Genomic DNA, 13,150 nt, shown 5'->3' with positions numbered 1-13,150 from the left:
CATAGCGAAATATTGGCGATCGTATTTAATGAAAATGTTATTTGTTATCAACATCGGCAACCAAATATGTATTTGGGATACAAGGATAAGCGAAATCCGATTTAGGATTTTTGCCGATGAACATTCGTCGGGAATTTGCGTATAAACGTTTGGATTGAGCTGATTTTCGAAGACGCGAACAACGCGGTCGAAGGTTTTTCACAAACTCGTATCTTAGCTTTCGAAACCCGAAGCCGGAATTCGAACCTGCGAACAATGAAAATAAAACTAAGCTGTTTTTTCGTACTGATCCCATTCGCGATTTGCGCGCAGATCATCCCGTTTACCGATCCCGCGCTCAAATCGGCATTGTTGGTATCGGGAAACGAGAATGACAATATCTATCCGTACGATTCGTCGGGAAATGAAATCCAAACCATCGATACGAATGGAAATGGTGAAATCGAGGTTTTGGAAGTCGCGCCGATCCACGAACTTTTTTTCGGGAACAATGGCGTTGTGAACCTGGGCGGGCTCGAGCAATTTCCGAATCTCAAAAGGTTGCGCTGCGAATATCTCGTTCTGGCTACCGCCGATCTTTCGCTGTTCACTAATCTCGAGCTGTTCAAATGTTACGGTTGCAACCTGAATTCAATTAATGTAGCGGGACTTTCAAATCTGCTCGAACTCAATCTTTGGAACAACGAATTTTCGAGTCTGCCCGATTTTTCTGGAGTCGACAATTTGGCTACGTTGAATTTGGAGGAAAATAATTTTGAAGGAAATTTCGAATTTACCGATTCCGAGCTTCCGGCGCTCAAAACATTGTTGATCGGGAGCAATGCGCTCACCTCGGTCGCCATCCAAAAGAACGCGCTCGAAACATTGATCGTACGCGAGAACGATTTGGCGGCAATCGATTTGTCGGGCACGCCGAATTTGCTGTCGTTCATCTGCACGGCCAATTCCATCTCAAGTCTCGACATGAGCGCAGTGCCGCAACTGGTCACGCTCAACTGCAGTTCGAACAACATCGTGAACCTGGATTTGTCGGCGTTGCACGATCTCAATAATTTGTCGTGCAGTTCGAATCCGATGGTCGACCTCAATATAAAAAACGGCAAAAACGAATCGACGTTCCAATTGTACAACCTGCAAACGCTGCAGCATATTTGTGCCGACGCTTCCCAGTTGAACGTGATCCAAAACATCGTAAACCTGCTTGGTTATGCGAATTGTGACGTCGACGCTTCGTGTAATCTGGATGCCGAAGAGAATTTTGCCGATGGATTTTTGCTGTATCCGAATCCCGTCAGGACCGAATTGCGCATCGAAACCAATGAAACATTCAAATCGGTTGCAATCTATGATTCGCGCGGTCGCCTCGTGCTGAAAACGACCAAATTCGATGTGGTCGACGTATCGGATCTAACTTCGGGATTGTATTACGCTATTTTGCAGAATGAAACTACATTCGTCACTCGCAAGTTCATCAAACAGTGAAGCAGGCTCGAAGACACGACATTTTTTATTGAACGCGTAAAAGCAAACGTGACGATTATTCCGAATCGGCTTTTTACTTAACTTGGTTACGCCGAACCCAACAATTCAACCGATCATGAACAAAGAGAAATTGAAGAAAATTCCGCACCTGATTTCAGGCATGGTGATCTTGCTGCACAGTTTGGAGCGATTCGAAACAGGCCATTCCTCGTGGATCGTGTTCCTGTTGGCAGGCGTCGTTTTTTTGACGGTCGCCATTTTTCATCACAAACTGTCGGCGCGATTCCCGATGTTGGACATCCTATTCTACGGCATCGAAAGTTTCCTGTGCTTCCTGATCGCCTACGAATATTTCGCCGCCGGGAAAAAAGGCGTTCCCGTCATGTATGCGATCGCGGGTTTGGTCCAGATTTTTGCGATGTTCATGTTCGCCCGAAGAAAGAAACTGCACAAGGCGGAGTGATTTTCATCTTTTCGGATCTCATGGAATAACCCGACATTTTGAACTCTAACGAACTATTTTTTCGCGGGATTTTTTACTTTTTCGAATGTGGCCTTCGCGATGTCAGCTTGCTGTTTGTTGATTTTCGCTTCGATGATCTGCCACAATTCACCCAATTGCGATTCTGAAATCCCATTGTTCAACCCAAGCCCGATATGCGATTGCAACTGCGCCTCGGTTCCCGTCATCGCCGCGAGAGCTGAAATCGTGACGAGTTCGCGCTGACTGTACGTCAGGACATCGCGGCTGAAAATGTCGGCGAACAAATGCTCTTTTAGGAATTGATCCAAGGCTGGTGCGAATGCGTTGGCGCCCGACAAAGTTTTTTCTTCGCGTCCCGACAGTTTCTGCAATGTCTGCTTTCCCGTTTGATATCGGTTCGTATCGGTTACGGGCGTCGCTTCTTTTCCCACGACGTCGGTTTTTCCTTTCGCCTTCCGATCTTCGAGAACGGCCATGAACGCGTTGACGGCATTCAAGCTGCGCGGGAATCCGCAATAGGCGTAGAGTTGCACGAGTTCTTCCTTGATTTCGTTTATCGTGAGTCCCGAATCGAGGCCGGCGATGAGCTCCGTTTTGAGTTGTTCAATGTTTCCGACGGCGGTCAACGCTGAAATCGCCGCCATGCTTTCCTGTTGGGCCGAAAGCGACTTCTCGCTGTTTTGTGCGTCGATGCTGCCGCTGACGAGCACGATAAAAAACAATTGGCTGATTCTTTTCATGGCGCTTATTTTTGGTTGACTTTTTTGTAATCTGTATCTGAAACAGGCGTGAGCCAGACCACACTTTCGTCGTCCTTGATATTCGTGATTGCGATGTGCGTGAATTCGCTGTCGGCCGACGCGCCGTGCCAGTGTTCGACGTTTTCAGGAATGTTCACGACATCGCCTTTCCTGAGCGCGCGCGCCGTGCCGCCTTTTTCCTGATAAAAACCTTCGCCTCCCGTGACGAGCAAAACCTGGCCTTTGGGATGCGTGTGCCAATTCGTCCTCGCGCCGGGGTCGAACGTGACGCTTCCCATGGAGAAATCGTTGTTTTTGTCGCGTTTCAAAAGCATCGTCAAATAGGCGTTTCCCGTGAAATATTCTGATGGCGTCTTGTCGCCTTTTTCAAAAAGCGAAGTTGTGTTTCCAGTTGTCATTTTTTCGTTTTTTTTAGTGTTGTCGCACGATGTAGCGATCGCGAGTAGGATGGCGAACACGAGGGTTGAGGTTGTTTTTTTGAGCATATTTCGGGTTGTTTTGGATAAGTTACGCCGTTTTGTCGAAAGCTAGGTTTACGTTACCTAAGGTTTAGCGCGATGTTGAATGAAAGCCTATTTCACAGTCGACAACATCTTTAGTTTTTGCAGCCATTTTTTAATTCCTGACGTCGCCGTGACTTTCTTGTCGCCTTCGATCACGAACATAATTCCGTCCTTTTCCTTTCCGCCTTTGATACTGAAACCTTCGAGAACCGTTGCGTTTTTGGCCAACTGTTTGACGGTTTCGAAACTGCTGCCGATACCGTAACCCGCATTCGTATTGAACGGAATCACCGTTTTTCCTGACAGGTCGTACTCGTTCAAGAAACTCTTCATGGGCGGCGGCAACTGCATTCCCCAAGTCGGAAACCCGATGAAAATGGTATCGTACTTCGCGATGTCGATCTTGGTTTTGAGAGGCGGCAGAAAGCCTGAGTTGTTTTCCTTTTCGACCTGATCGACTATTTTTTTGTAGTCTTCGGGATAAGGAGTCACGAGTTCAAGCGCAATCAAATCACCGCCGACGTTGCCGTGTATGATCTCGGCGACCGCTTTAGTATTGTTCGTCCGTGACAAATACAAGATAAGGATTTTCGCGTCGGGCTTGGCGGGTTGCGCTTTCGAACAACCTGAGACCAAACAGAGGCAAAGCATCGCGATGAGATGTGATTGCGCTTTTTTCATGATTATCGGTTTATGGCTTTTTGTAAATTTTCAGGATAACGCGCGCCTTGAGCATCTATTTTTGCGGCTGCCGATGCGATCTGCTGTAAATCGTCGGGCGAAAGTTCGATCGCGGTCGCGCCGGTGTTTTCCTGTAAGCGATGCAATTTCGTCGTTCCCGGAATCGGCACGATCCAAGGTTTTTGGGCGAGCAGCCACGCCAGAGCGATTTGGGCCGACGTCGCTTCTTTTTGGGTCGCGATCGAACTCAAAAGATCGACGAATGCCTGGTTCGCTTTGCGGTTTTCCTCAGAAAATCTCGGGACGATATTGCGGAAATCGTTTTTGTCGAATTCGGTGTTTTCAGTGATCGCGCCAGTCAAAAATCCTTTTCCGAGCGGGCTGAACGGCACGAATCCTATTCGGAGTTCTTCCAGCGTCGGTAAAATTTCAGCTTCGGGTTCGCGCCACCACAACGAATATTCGCTTTGCAAGGCGGCCAAAGGCTGGACGGCGTGTGCTTTCCTGATCGTTTCGGCTCCCGCTTCAGACAATCCCCAATGTTTGACTTTTCCTTCGGCGATCAAATCCTTGATGGTTCCGGCGACGTCCTCGATCGGGACGTTCGGGTCGACTCGGTGTTGGTACAACAGGTCGATATAGTCAGTTCGGAGTCTTTTGAGCGCGCTTTCAGCCACGGCACGGATATTTTGAGGTCGCGAATCCAAGCCCATAGCGGGTTTGCCTTCCTTGAATCCGAATTTGGTCGCGATCACGACTTTTTTGCGGAACGATGATAGGGCTTCGCCGAGCAATTCCTCGTTGTCGTATGGGCCGTATGCTTCGGCCGAATCGAAAAATGTGATGCCCAAATCGTAGGCGGAATGGAGCAGATTTATCGCTTGGGTCTTGTCGGTCGCCGGTCCGTAGCCGAAAGATAAGCCCATGCAGCCGAGGCCGATTTCAGAAACTTTGAGATCGGTTCCTAATGTTCTTGTTTTCATTTTAGATGGTTTTAAATTAAAGACGCTTCGCTGGGGAAACGCTTTGCGGGAGAAACGCTTCGCCAGGGAAACGGTCCGCTCGGGATGTTGAAATACAAAGTTCCGACCGAATGCGACCTCAATCTTTACATCGATTACAGTTTTACCTACCAATATTACCGATTGACGCCCCGATCGGTGGAAAGCTCGGCGGAAGCCGTTAAATTTGTGTTCCAATACTTTAGAAATGGACTTTGTAAATTTTAAGACCGTTAGCGACTACAGTAGTTTCAATAAGAATGAGACGCTGCATCCGCTTGTCGGGATTGTCGATTTGGGCAAATCCGACCCGAGAAAACAACACAAGATGAATTTCGATTTGTACTGCGTTATCCTGAAACAGGTGAAATGCGGTGACTTGAGATACGGGAACAATCTATACGACTACCAGGAAGGAACGCTTGTGTTTTTCGCTCCGGGACAGGTCGTTGAAGTCGCGTCGGACGAGATTTACCAACCCGCCGGAATGGCACTCGTTTTCCATCCGGATTTCCTCATCGGAACCTCGCTTGGCAAACGCATGATCGATTACGGGTTTTTTTCATACGGTTTGAGCGAGGCGTTGCACTTGTCGGAAAAGGAAAAAAAGATGGTTTTGGAATGTTTCGCGAAGATCCAACACGAACTCGGGCAATCGATCGACAAGCACAGCAAGACGTTGATCGCGTCGAACATCGAGCTGTTCTTGAATTACTGCACGCGTTTCTACGATAGGCAATTCATCACGCGTGAAGTCGCGAACAGCGGCGTTCTCGCGAGATTCGAAACGCTTTTGAATACGTATTTCACGTCCGACAAACCAAAGCAATACGGCTTGCCGTCGGTGAGTTATTGCGCCGAGGAATTGCATTTGTCACCGAACTACTTCGGCGATCTGATCAAAAAGGAAACGGGAAAAACCGCCCAGGAATATATCCAGAGCAAGATCATCGACGTGGCAAAAGAACGCGTTTTCCATGCCGAGAAAACGGTGAATGAAATCGCTTATGAACTCGGTTTTAAATATCCACAACACTTTACGCGACTGTTCAAGCAGCGCGTCGGATTCACACCGATCGAATTCCGGAAACTCAATTGACCAATCCATTTTGGCTACAAACGCGCGCGAATCGGCTACAAACGCATCCTGATATCGGCTGACCTTTGTTGTGTTATAATTTAAAACACAATATTATGGTATCCCAAAATGAAAATTCAGCCAAAGTTTGGTTCATCACGGGCGCGTCGAGAGGTTTCGGACGCGTTTGGACCGAGGCCGCACTCAAACGCGGTGACAAGGTCGCGGCTACGGCACGCAAACTCGAAAGCATCGCCGACTTCAAACAAAAATATGGCGAAAACGTCCTCACGCTCGAGCTCGACGTTACGAATCACGAGCAGGTAAAAAATGTAATCGCACAAGCTCACGCGCATTTCGGGCGGCTCGACGTCGTGCTCAACAACGCGGGTTATTCGCTGGTCGCGACGATTGAAGAGGCGAGTGCCGACGATGTTCGCGCCTTATACGAAACCAATGTTTTAGGTCCGTTGGCCGTAATAAAAGCGGCTTTGCCCATTTTGCGCGAACAGGGTTTCGGGCATATTCTGGGAACGTCGAGCGGACTCGGCCACGTCACGTTGCCCGTAATCGGTTATTACTGTTCGTCGAAATGGGCGTTCGAAGCGATCCATGAAAGTTTGGCGATTGAAGTCGCGGCGTTCGGAATCAACGTCACGATCATCGAGCCCGGCGCGTACGCGACAGAATTCGGAAGCCAGGATTCGTTGAAATTCTCGGAAGGACTTGACTTTTATGCCGATTTCAAGGCGCACTTTTTCGAAGGCCTGCACACGATGGAACGAGGAAATCCCAATGCGACGCCTGATGCGATCTTTGCGGTCGTCGACGCACCGAAACCACCGTTGCGCATCTTCCTCGGAAGCCAAAACCTGCCGTGGATCAAGAACGCTTACGACGAAAGGCTCGCGACTTGGGAAGCTTGGAAGGATGTTTCAGACGCAGCTCAAGGGAATTAACGACATGAGTAGCCTGGGATGCGAATCCTCGGTGTACATTTAGTACTTTTAAATATGAAAAAGGACGAAAATATGAAGGAGAGTTTCACGTCGTTGTCGCAAGTGCATCGGGCTTTTGGGTTGGGCGCGCCCCAGCATCCGCTTATCAGTCTCATAAACGGAACCGAGAATCGCACGCAGATTTGTATGCCGCCCGGTCCGCATGTGCTACATTTCTACAAGATTTCGTACAAGACCGAACTTCCCGAGAAGATAAAATACGGCCAGGGTTATTATGATTTTGACGAAGGCGGTTTGTTGTTCGCCTCTCCGAATCAGGTCATCGGAAGCCCGAACAATAGCGATTCGGGTGGAAACGCGTTATATACGTTATTAATCCATCCTGATTTTCTGTGGAATCATCCGCTTGCCAAAAAAATCAAGCAATACGGTTTCTTCTCGTATTCGGCGAATGAGGCGTTGCATCTGTCGGACGAAGAAAAGCAGACTATAATTTCTATCTTTTCGATCATCGAACGCGAACTTAACGGTCGCATCGACGATTTCAGCCAGGACGTGATCATCTCGCAAATAGAAGTGTTGCTCAATTACGCGAGCCGATTTTACAAGCGACAGTTCATCACGCGAAAGGCCGCGAGCAATGATTTGTTGGAAAAACTTGAGGAAATACTCAATGGTTATTTTAATTCGGAAACATCGGAAATCGACGGTATTCCGAGCGTTCAGGGTTTGTCGGACAAATTAAACGTCTCACCGAGTTATCTAAGCGACATGTTGCGGTCACTTACAGGGCAGAACACGCAACAGCACATTCACGCCAAACTCATTGAAAAGGCGAAGGAAAAGTTGTCGGTGACGACGTTGTCGGTGAGCGAGATCGCGTTTCAACTCGGGTTCGAACATTCGCAATCGTTCAGTAAATTGTTCAAGGCGAAGACGAATATTTCGCCTCTGGAATTCAGGCGATCGTTTAATTGATTCGAATGCTGCGCGAATTTGTTACATTTGCGATGTTATTTCCATAACAAACACATTTAGGTTAGGAAGCCCGAGCTTGACGTTCGGGCTTTTTTTGTGAGAATGATCCAGGGATTTTATCGGATAATTTTCTTTCGGTGTGCGATTCCCCAATCGGTCAGGTTGTTGATTATGGTTTTAAGGGTTTTTCCGTGTTCGGTGAGCTCGTATTGAAAAACCGCCGAGATCTTAGTTGCGGTTTATTTATTTCATCTTAAAATCGTCATCAAAGACATCGTTTTCCTTTTTTCCTATCTTTAGCCAATCGGCGCGTCATCAATTACGATCGGGCGACGCATCGCAACCAAACCAAAACCAATGGAAAACGAAAACGAACATTTTAAACGCGAGTTAGGCTTGCTCGACGGCACGATGCTCGTCGTGGGCTCGATGATCGGGTCGGGCATTTTTATAGTGAGTTCTGACATGGTCAGGCAAGTCGGTTCGGCCGGATGGCTGTTGCTCATCTGGGCATTGACGGGCATAATAACCGTAATCGCGGCCGTCAGTTACGGCGAACTCAGCGCGATGTTCCCCAAAGCCGGAGGGCAGTACGTCTATCTCAAGGAAGCGTACGGAAAACTCACGGCATTCCTGTACGGCTGGAGTTTTTTCGCCGTCATCCAAACCGGAACGATCGCAGCGGTAGGCGTGGCGTTTTCGAAATTCTTCGCGTATTTGTACGAGCCTTTCAGCGAAAACAATATTTTGTTTGAAGCCGGATTTTTCAAACTCAGCGCGGCCCAAATCGTTTCGATCATCACGATAATCCTGCTTACGTATTTGAACAGCCGGGGCGTCAAGAACAGTAAAATCCTACAGACCGTTTTGTCGGTCATCAAAATCTTATCGCTTGCTGGACTGATCCTTTTCGGGTTTTTCGCCGCCAAGGCCGAAGTCTGGGACGCGAATTGGGCGAACGGCTGGATCACCCAATCGTTCGATGTCGAAAGCGGTTCATGGTTTCCTGTTGGCGGGGCGGCTTTGATGGGCGCGATTTCAGCGGCTATGGTCGGATCGTTGTTTTCGAGCGACGCTTGGAACGGTGTGACTTTTATCGCGGGCGAAATCAAGAATCCGCAGCGAAATGTCGGGTTAAGTCTGTTTTTGGGAACGCTCATCGTGAGTATTATCTATATGTTGGCGAACGTGATGTATTTGTCGGTCGTGCCTTTGCAGGAAATTGCGACGGCGCCCAGCGATAGGGTTGCGGTCGTGGCGTCGGAGTATATTTTCGGCGGCATCGGAACCTACATCATCGCGGTCATGATCATGATTTCGACCTTCGCGTGCAACAACGGATTGATCATGGCAGGAGCGCGTGTCTATTACACGATGGCCAAAGACGGTCTGTTCCTGAAGAAAGCCGCACATTTAAACCGGCACAGCGTTCCTGAATGGGCGCTTTGGGTGCAATGTATTTGGGCGTCGGCTTTGTGTTTGACGGGGAAATATGGGGATTTGCTTGATTTCGTCGTCATCATCGTGTTGATATTTTACATTCTGACGATTTACGGGATTTTCAAATTGAGGAAATCGATGCCCGACGCCGATCGTCCGTACAAGGCTTTCGGTTATCCGATTCTTCCCGCGTTTTACATTTTGGTTGCGACCGCAATTTCAGTTTCGCTGTTGTGGTTCAAGACCGACACGTGCGGCTGGGGCGTCTTGATTATGTTGATCGGGATTCCGGTCTATTATTTGACGAAGCCGAAGTCGGTTTAATCCAGGTTTTTAACCATTTAGAGCATTTAGGACATTAAGTGTCGTTTGGTGGATTTTGAGATAAGCAATAAGGGAGTTGAGTTAGTTAAGCGATTTGTCTTGGTTAGTTTGACTCTTTAATTTTGAAAATTTTCGAAAAGCGAAACCTCGTATGTTGAATACGAACTCATTTCCTATTTGATTCCGAGGATTTCAGATCTTATTTTTCGGACGCCGCGCCACTCGCAAGTATTGTCGGTCGCTTGATAGACAATTTCGCCGTTTTTGGTAAAGACGTAGCCGTCGGTCGTGGTGCAGCCGCCATCTATTTTTGACATGTGTCTAACGATTTTCTCGAATCGGATCAGTTCGTTGAGTTTGGCAATGTCGATCGGCAGCGTCCGCACTTTGTTTTTCTCGTCGGTGAAACTGACCGAATATTTTTTGTCGGTCAATGAGAAAGTCAAGTCGTCCTGAAATGTGTGGAAACAGCCGTGCGAAGAAATCGACAGAAGCAGTTTGTCGCCGTTTTTCATCGTGTTGAATAAAGTGCTCACGTTCGTATCCTGAAAATCGTCGAGGCAAAGTTCGACCGACGTCGATGCCGCGTTCACCGCTACCGGTTTCCGGACGCGTTGCCGGAATTTGTTGTAATATCCGATGACATAATTCCCGGGCGCGAGATCGCCGATCTCAAAATGTCCTTTCGCCCCTGTCTTTATTGCGTCGTTAAGCACTTTTCCGTCTTTCGAGATGGCGATAAGGCGATTCCCGTACTCGATTTCCTGAGGATTGCAATCGTGTAGACTTCCAACGATTTTGTAGGAAGAAGGTTGGCTCAGTACGACGCAAATCGCAAGTAGAAAAAGTGTTTTCATCGTCAATTCTTAAACTTTATTGGCACGACATTTATTGTTTACCGACCTTATTCGTGATTCTATCGTCTTCGCACAAAGAAAAGTGCTTGATGCCCGATCACAACTCGTACTTCGCCAAAAGCGCCAATTGCCCGAGATGATACGCGTCGTGCTGCATGATTCCGAAAATCAAATCGTACACGTTATAATTCGTGTTGAGGTATTGTTGCGAGAGTTTTTCGTCGCTCACGGTTCCGAGAAAACCGATCCAAACCTCTTGGGATTTTTTAAGTTGTTCGAGTGTTTTGAGCCATGCTTTTTCTGACGTGTCATCGATCGGTAAAAAGTAATTGTGCTCGGGCGTCACGTCTTTCGCGCCGTGGATTCGTGCCAGGACGACTTCGCGCCAACTGATCACATGGTTCGTGATTTCCCAAATCGAATTGGTCAGATGTTTGGGTTTCTGCGCCGCTCTTTCAAATGAAACAGAGCTCAGAATACCGAGTGTCGACGAATCCAGCCACGGATCACCGTTGAACAGCTCCTTGAATTGCTTTATTAAATTTTCGTTCTGTGTCATCTCAATGTCCTTTTAGCGTGATCTTGTCCTGGACTTTCAAATATTCGGGCAGGGCCGCGCCTCCGTACCATTCGAACAATTCCACTTCGAGCAGTTTCTCCTTGATCGCCGGGTCAGTGGCGACGAGTTGTTGGGCTTCGGCGATCGTCGCGACATTGAAGATGAAAATCCCGCGATAGGTTTTATCGTTCTTCCCGAGCGGGCCGGCCACGATGAGCTTGCCTTCTTTCACTAATCTGCCGATGTTATCCATGTGTCCGCGAAACAATTCGTTTGTTGTTTTCTCGTCCGATGTCTTGTTGCTTCCTGTCTTTAAGATCGCCAGCACGTATTTTTTCATGCCGTATTCGTCTCCACCGAGTTTTTCGGCGAGCGCCTTATCGTAATTCGGATTGTCCTGGGCTTGCAAAAGAGCGATGCCTCCGACAACAATCAAAAAAGTAAAAAGTGCTTTCATTTTTCTTTTAAAAGTAAAAAAAAATCCGCCACTGTTGCGACGGACTTTTTTAAAGGGCAAAGAGCAAAGTGCAGAGTTCAAAGTTTTGTGCCTTGGGAGACCTTGCACGTTGCACTTTGAACCTTGCACGTTGCACTTTGCACTTTGCTCTCAATAATACGTATAACGTCTCACCTTCGAAATATATTTCGCGAGTCGCACGACCTGATGGCTGTACCCGAATTCATTGTCGTACCAAACATACAAAACGATGCTTTTTCCGTCGGGTGAAACGATCGTCGCGTTGCTGTCGTAGATCGATGGAGCCGATGTCCCGACGATGTCCGACGACACCAATTCGTTGTTCAGCGAATACTTGATCTGCTCGACGAGTTCGCCTTCAAGCGCGTATTGTTTCATGATTGAATTCACTTCCTCGACCGACGTTTCGCGCTCTACCTCAAGATTCAAAACGACGAGCGACCCATTCGGAACCGGCACGCGGATCGCATTCGAGGTCAGTTTCCCGGCGAGTGACGGCAACGCTTTCGCGACCGCGCTTCCGGCTCCGGTTTCGGTGATGACCATATTTAAAGCGGCAGCACGTCCGCGACGGTATTTGTTGTGCATGTTGTCCACGAGATTCTGGTCGTTCGTGTAGGCGTGGATCGTTTCGAGATGTCCTTTTACGACACCAAGCGTGTCCTCGATCGCTTTCAAAATCGGCGTGATCGCGTTCGTAGTGCAGGAAGCCGCCGAGAATATATTGACTTCATCGGGATTGTATTCCTTGTGGTTGACGCCGTGCACGATGTTCGGGACGCCTTTTCCCGGAGCCGTGAGCAGGACTTTGTCGACGCCTTTTGAAGCCAAGTGCCGCGACAACGCTTCTTGGGTCGTGAATGCGCCCGTGTTGTCGATGACCAAAGCGTCGGTGAAACCATATTCGGTATAGTCGATTTCCTCGGGAGAATTCGCGGTGATCACGTGGACGGTCGTGCCGTTTATGATTAGCGCCTTGTTGTCGGGATCGGCGATTACCGAACCTTCGAAATCGCCGTGGATCGAATCGTAACGCAATAACGACGCGCGTTTTTCAAGGGAAATCGCGTCGTTCTTATCGCGCGTCACAATTGCCCTGAGTCGCATTTGCGTGCCTTTTCCGGATTTCGACATGAGTTCGCGTGCAAGGATTCTTCCGATGCGTCCGAATCCATACAAAACCACGTCTTTGGGTTTGTTGTTCTTGAAATCGCGTGCGTTCCGAAGTTTATCGATGATGAACGACGTCGCGTTCGTATAATGGTTTTCCTCTGAACGATATTCATGCGTAAGTTTTCCGATGTCGAGTTTGGCGGGCGGCAAGTCCATTCCAAGAATTGCGCGTGCGATTTCGACCGAATCGAAGACTGAAATCGGTTTGCCCACGAATTCTCCCGCGTATTCGTGCAGGTTGATGATATCGCTCACGTTTCGGTTGATCAATTGGTTGCGGAACAACACGATTTCTATCGATTTGTCGTACCATAAGTCTGAGATGATCTTGATGAATTCGACGGCGGCGCGACGACGATCGGTTTGGTAGGCGACCTCTTTTTCGTATAAAC

The 13,150-nt window shown here is 48.3% G+C and carries 15 protein-coding genes; 6 read left to right on the top strand and 9 right to left on the bottom strand.

Annotation, left to right across the window (positions count from 1 at the left end; translation table 11 throughout):
- Positions 1 to 255 precede the first annotated feature (255 nt).
- Both EOO50_RS07720 and EOO50_RS07715 read left to right on the top strand, forming a co-directional pair.
- Positions 256 to 1,482: a T9SS type A sorting domain-containing protein gene (locus tag EOO50_RS07720; RefSeq protein ID WP_290839043.1), complete on the top strand. Its 1,227-nt coding sequence runs from the start codon at positions 256 to 258 to the stop codon at positions 1,480 to 1,482.
- A 115-nt stretch (positions 1,483 to 1,597) separates the two neighbouring features.
- Positions 1,598 to 1,945, top strand: a complete 348-nt coding sequence (locus tag EOO50_RS07715; RefSeq protein ID WP_290839042.1) for a hypothetical protein — start codon at positions 1,598 to 1,600, stop codon at positions 1,943 to 1,945.
- A 53-nt stretch (positions 1,946 to 1,998) separates the two neighbouring features.
- Here EOO50_RS07715 and EOO50_RS07710 read toward each other — a convergent pair whose 3' ends face one another.
- The 4 genes from EOO50_RS07710 to EOO50_RS07695 form a co-directional block, all read right to left on the bottom strand.
- Positions 1,999 to 2,706, bottom strand: a complete 708-nt coding sequence (locus EOO50_RS07710; RefSeq protein WP_290839041.1) for a carboxymuconolactone decarboxylase family protein — start codon at positions 2,704 to 2,706, stop codon at positions 1,999 to 2,001.
- Positions 2,707 to 2,711: 5 nt separating this feature from the next.
- Complete coding sequence (locus tag EOO50_RS07705) at positions 2,712 to 3,212, bottom strand: cupin domain-containing protein (protein WP_290839039.1); 501 nt, start codon at positions 3,210 to 3,212, stop codon at positions 2,712 to 2,714.
- A gap of 87 nt (positions 3,213 to 3,299) precedes the next feature.
- Entirely contained in the window at positions 3,300 to 3,911 is a 612-nt protein-coding gene (locus EOO50_RS07700) for a flavodoxin (RefSeq protein ID WP_290839038.1), read from the bottom strand.
- A 2-nt stretch (positions 3,912 to 3,913) separates the two neighbouring features.
- Entirely contained in the window at positions 3,914 to 4,894 is a 981-nt protein-coding gene (locus EOO50_RS07695) for an aldo/keto reductase (protein WP_290839037.1), read from the bottom strand.
- Positions 4,895 to 5,120: 226 nt separating this feature from the next.
- Between EOO50_RS07695 and EOO50_RS07690 the strand changes: the two genes are divergently transcribed.
- From EOO50_RS07690 to EOO50_RS07680, 3 genes are all read left to right on the top strand, one after another.
- Positions 5,121 to 6,011, top strand: a complete 891-nt coding sequence (locus EOO50_RS07690) for a helix-turn-helix transcriptional regulator (protein WP_290839036.1) — start codon at positions 5,121 to 5,123, stop codon at positions 6,009 to 6,011.
- A gap of 95 nt (positions 6,012 to 6,106) precedes the next feature.
- The gene (locus tag EOO50_RS07685) at positions 6,107 to 6,949 is read left to right on the top strand and encodes an SDR family NAD(P)-dependent oxidoreductase (protein ID WP_290839034.1); all 843 of its coding nucleotides are present in this window, start codon (positions 6,107 to 6,109) and stop codon (positions 6,947 to 6,949) included.
- A gap of 54 nt (positions 6,950 to 7,003) precedes the next feature.
- Positions 7,004 to 7,927, top strand: a complete 924-nt coding sequence (locus EOO50_RS07680) for an AraC family transcriptional regulator (RefSeq protein WP_290839033.1) — start codon at positions 7,004 to 7,006, stop codon at positions 7,925 to 7,927.
- Between the two features lie 116 nt (positions 7,928 to 8,043).
- Here EOO50_RS07680 and EOO50_RS07675 read toward each other — a convergent pair whose 3' ends face one another.
- Positions 8,044 to 8,154: a winged helix-turn-helix transcriptional regulator gene (locus EOO50_RS07675; protein ID WP_290839102.1), complete on the bottom strand. Its 111-nt coding sequence runs from the start codon at positions 8,152 to 8,154 to the stop codon at positions 8,044 to 8,046.
- Positions 8,155 to 8,284: 130 nt separating this feature from the next.
- Between EOO50_RS07675 and EOO50_RS07670 the strand changes: the two genes are divergently transcribed.
- The gene (locus EOO50_RS07670) at positions 8,285 to 9,691 is read left to right on the top strand and encodes an amino acid permease (RefSeq protein ID WP_290839032.1); all 1,407 of its coding nucleotides are present in this window, start codon (positions 8,285 to 8,287) and stop codon (positions 9,689 to 9,691) included.
- Between the two features lie 173 nt (positions 9,692 to 9,864).
- Here EOO50_RS07670 and EOO50_RS07665 read toward each other — a convergent pair whose 3' ends face one another.
- The 4 genes from EOO50_RS07665 to EOO50_RS07650 form a co-directional block, all read right to left on the bottom strand.
- A complete protein-coding gene (locus tag EOO50_RS07665; protein WP_290839031.1) occupies positions 9,865 to 10,548 on the bottom strand; it encodes a hypothetical protein in 684 nt (227 codons plus the stop codon).
- A gap of 97 nt (positions 10,549 to 10,645) precedes the next feature.
- Positions 10,646 to 11,107 (bottom strand): DinB family protein, encoded by a 462-nt coding sequence (locus EOO50_RS07660; RefSeq protein WP_290839030.1) that lies wholly within the window; start codon positions 11,105 to 11,107, stop codon positions 10,646 to 10,648.
- 1 nt (position 11,108) lies between these two features.
- Entirely contained in the window at positions 11,109 to 11,564 is a 456-nt protein-coding gene (locus EOO50_RS07655; protein ID WP_290839028.1) for a YciI family protein, read from the bottom strand.
- Positions 11,565 to 11,714: 150 nt separating this feature from the next.
- Positions 11,715 to 13,150 (bottom strand): glyceraldehyde-3-phosphate dehydrogenase (locus tag EOO50_RS07650; RefSeq protein WP_290839027.1); only part of this gene is annotated, 1,436 nt, incomplete at its 5' end.

Source organism: Flavobacterium sp., assembly GCF_004211145.1.
In the GTDB taxonomy this organism is placed as follows: domain Bacteria; phylum Bacteroidota; class Bacteroidia; order Flavobacteriales; family Flavobacteriaceae; genus Flavobacterium.
Note: the sequence above shows the minus strand (reverse complement) of the source record. Positions and strands in the feature narration are given on the sequence as shown.

Excerpts from the sequence above, each read along its gene's own strand:
- EOO50_RS07720 (WP_290839043.1), top strand. The coding sequence starts at position 256 with ATGAAAATAAAACTAAGCTGTTTTTTCGTACTGATCCCATTCGCGATT.
- EOO50_RS07715 (WP_290839042.1), top strand. The coding sequence starts at position 1,598 with ATGAACAAAGAGAAATTGAAGAAAATTCCGCACCTGATTTCAGGCATG.
- EOO50_RS07710 (WP_290839041.1), bottom strand. The coding sequence starts at position 2,706 with ATGAAAAGAATCAGCCAATTGTTTTTTATCGTGCTCGTCAGCGGCAGC.
- EOO50_RS07705 (WP_290839039.1), bottom strand. The coding sequence starts at position 3,212 with ATGCTCAAAAAAACAACCTCAACCCTCGTGTTCGCCATCCTACTCGCG.
- EOO50_RS07700 (WP_290839038.1), bottom strand. The coding sequence starts at position 3,911 with ATGAAAAAAGCGCAATCACATCTCATCGCGATGCTTTGCCTCTGTTTG.
- EOO50_RS07695 (WP_290839037.1), bottom strand. The coding sequence starts at position 4,894 with ATGAAAACAAGAACATTAGGAACCGATCTCAAAGTTTCTGAAATCGGC.
- EOO50_RS07690 (WP_290839036.1), top strand. The coding sequence starts at position 5,121 with ATGGACTTTGTAAATTTTAAGACCGTTAGCGACTACAGTAGTTTCAAT.
- EOO50_RS07685 (WP_290839034.1), top strand. The coding sequence starts at position 6,107 with ATGGTATCCCAAAATGAAAATTCAGCCAAAGTTTGGTTCATCACGGGC.
- EOO50_RS07680 (WP_290839033.1), top strand. The coding sequence starts at position 7,004 with ATGAAAAAGGACGAAAATATGAAGGAGAGTTTCACGTCGTTGTCGCAA.
- EOO50_RS07670 (WP_290839032.1), top strand. The coding sequence starts at position 8,285 with ATGGAAAACGAAAACGAACATTTTAAACGCGAGTTAGGCTTGCTCGAC.
- EOO50_RS07665 (WP_290839031.1), bottom strand. The coding sequence starts at position 10,548 with ATGAAAACACTTTTTCTACTTGCGATTTGCGTCGTACTGAGCCAACCT.
- EOO50_RS07660 (WP_290839030.1), bottom strand. The coding sequence starts at position 11,107 with ATGACACAGAACGAAAATTTAATAAAGCAATTCAAGGAGCTGTTCAAC.
- EOO50_RS07655 (WP_290839028.1), bottom strand. The coding sequence starts at position 11,564 with ATGAAAGCACTTTTTACTTTTTTGATTGTTGTCGGAGGCATCGCTCTT.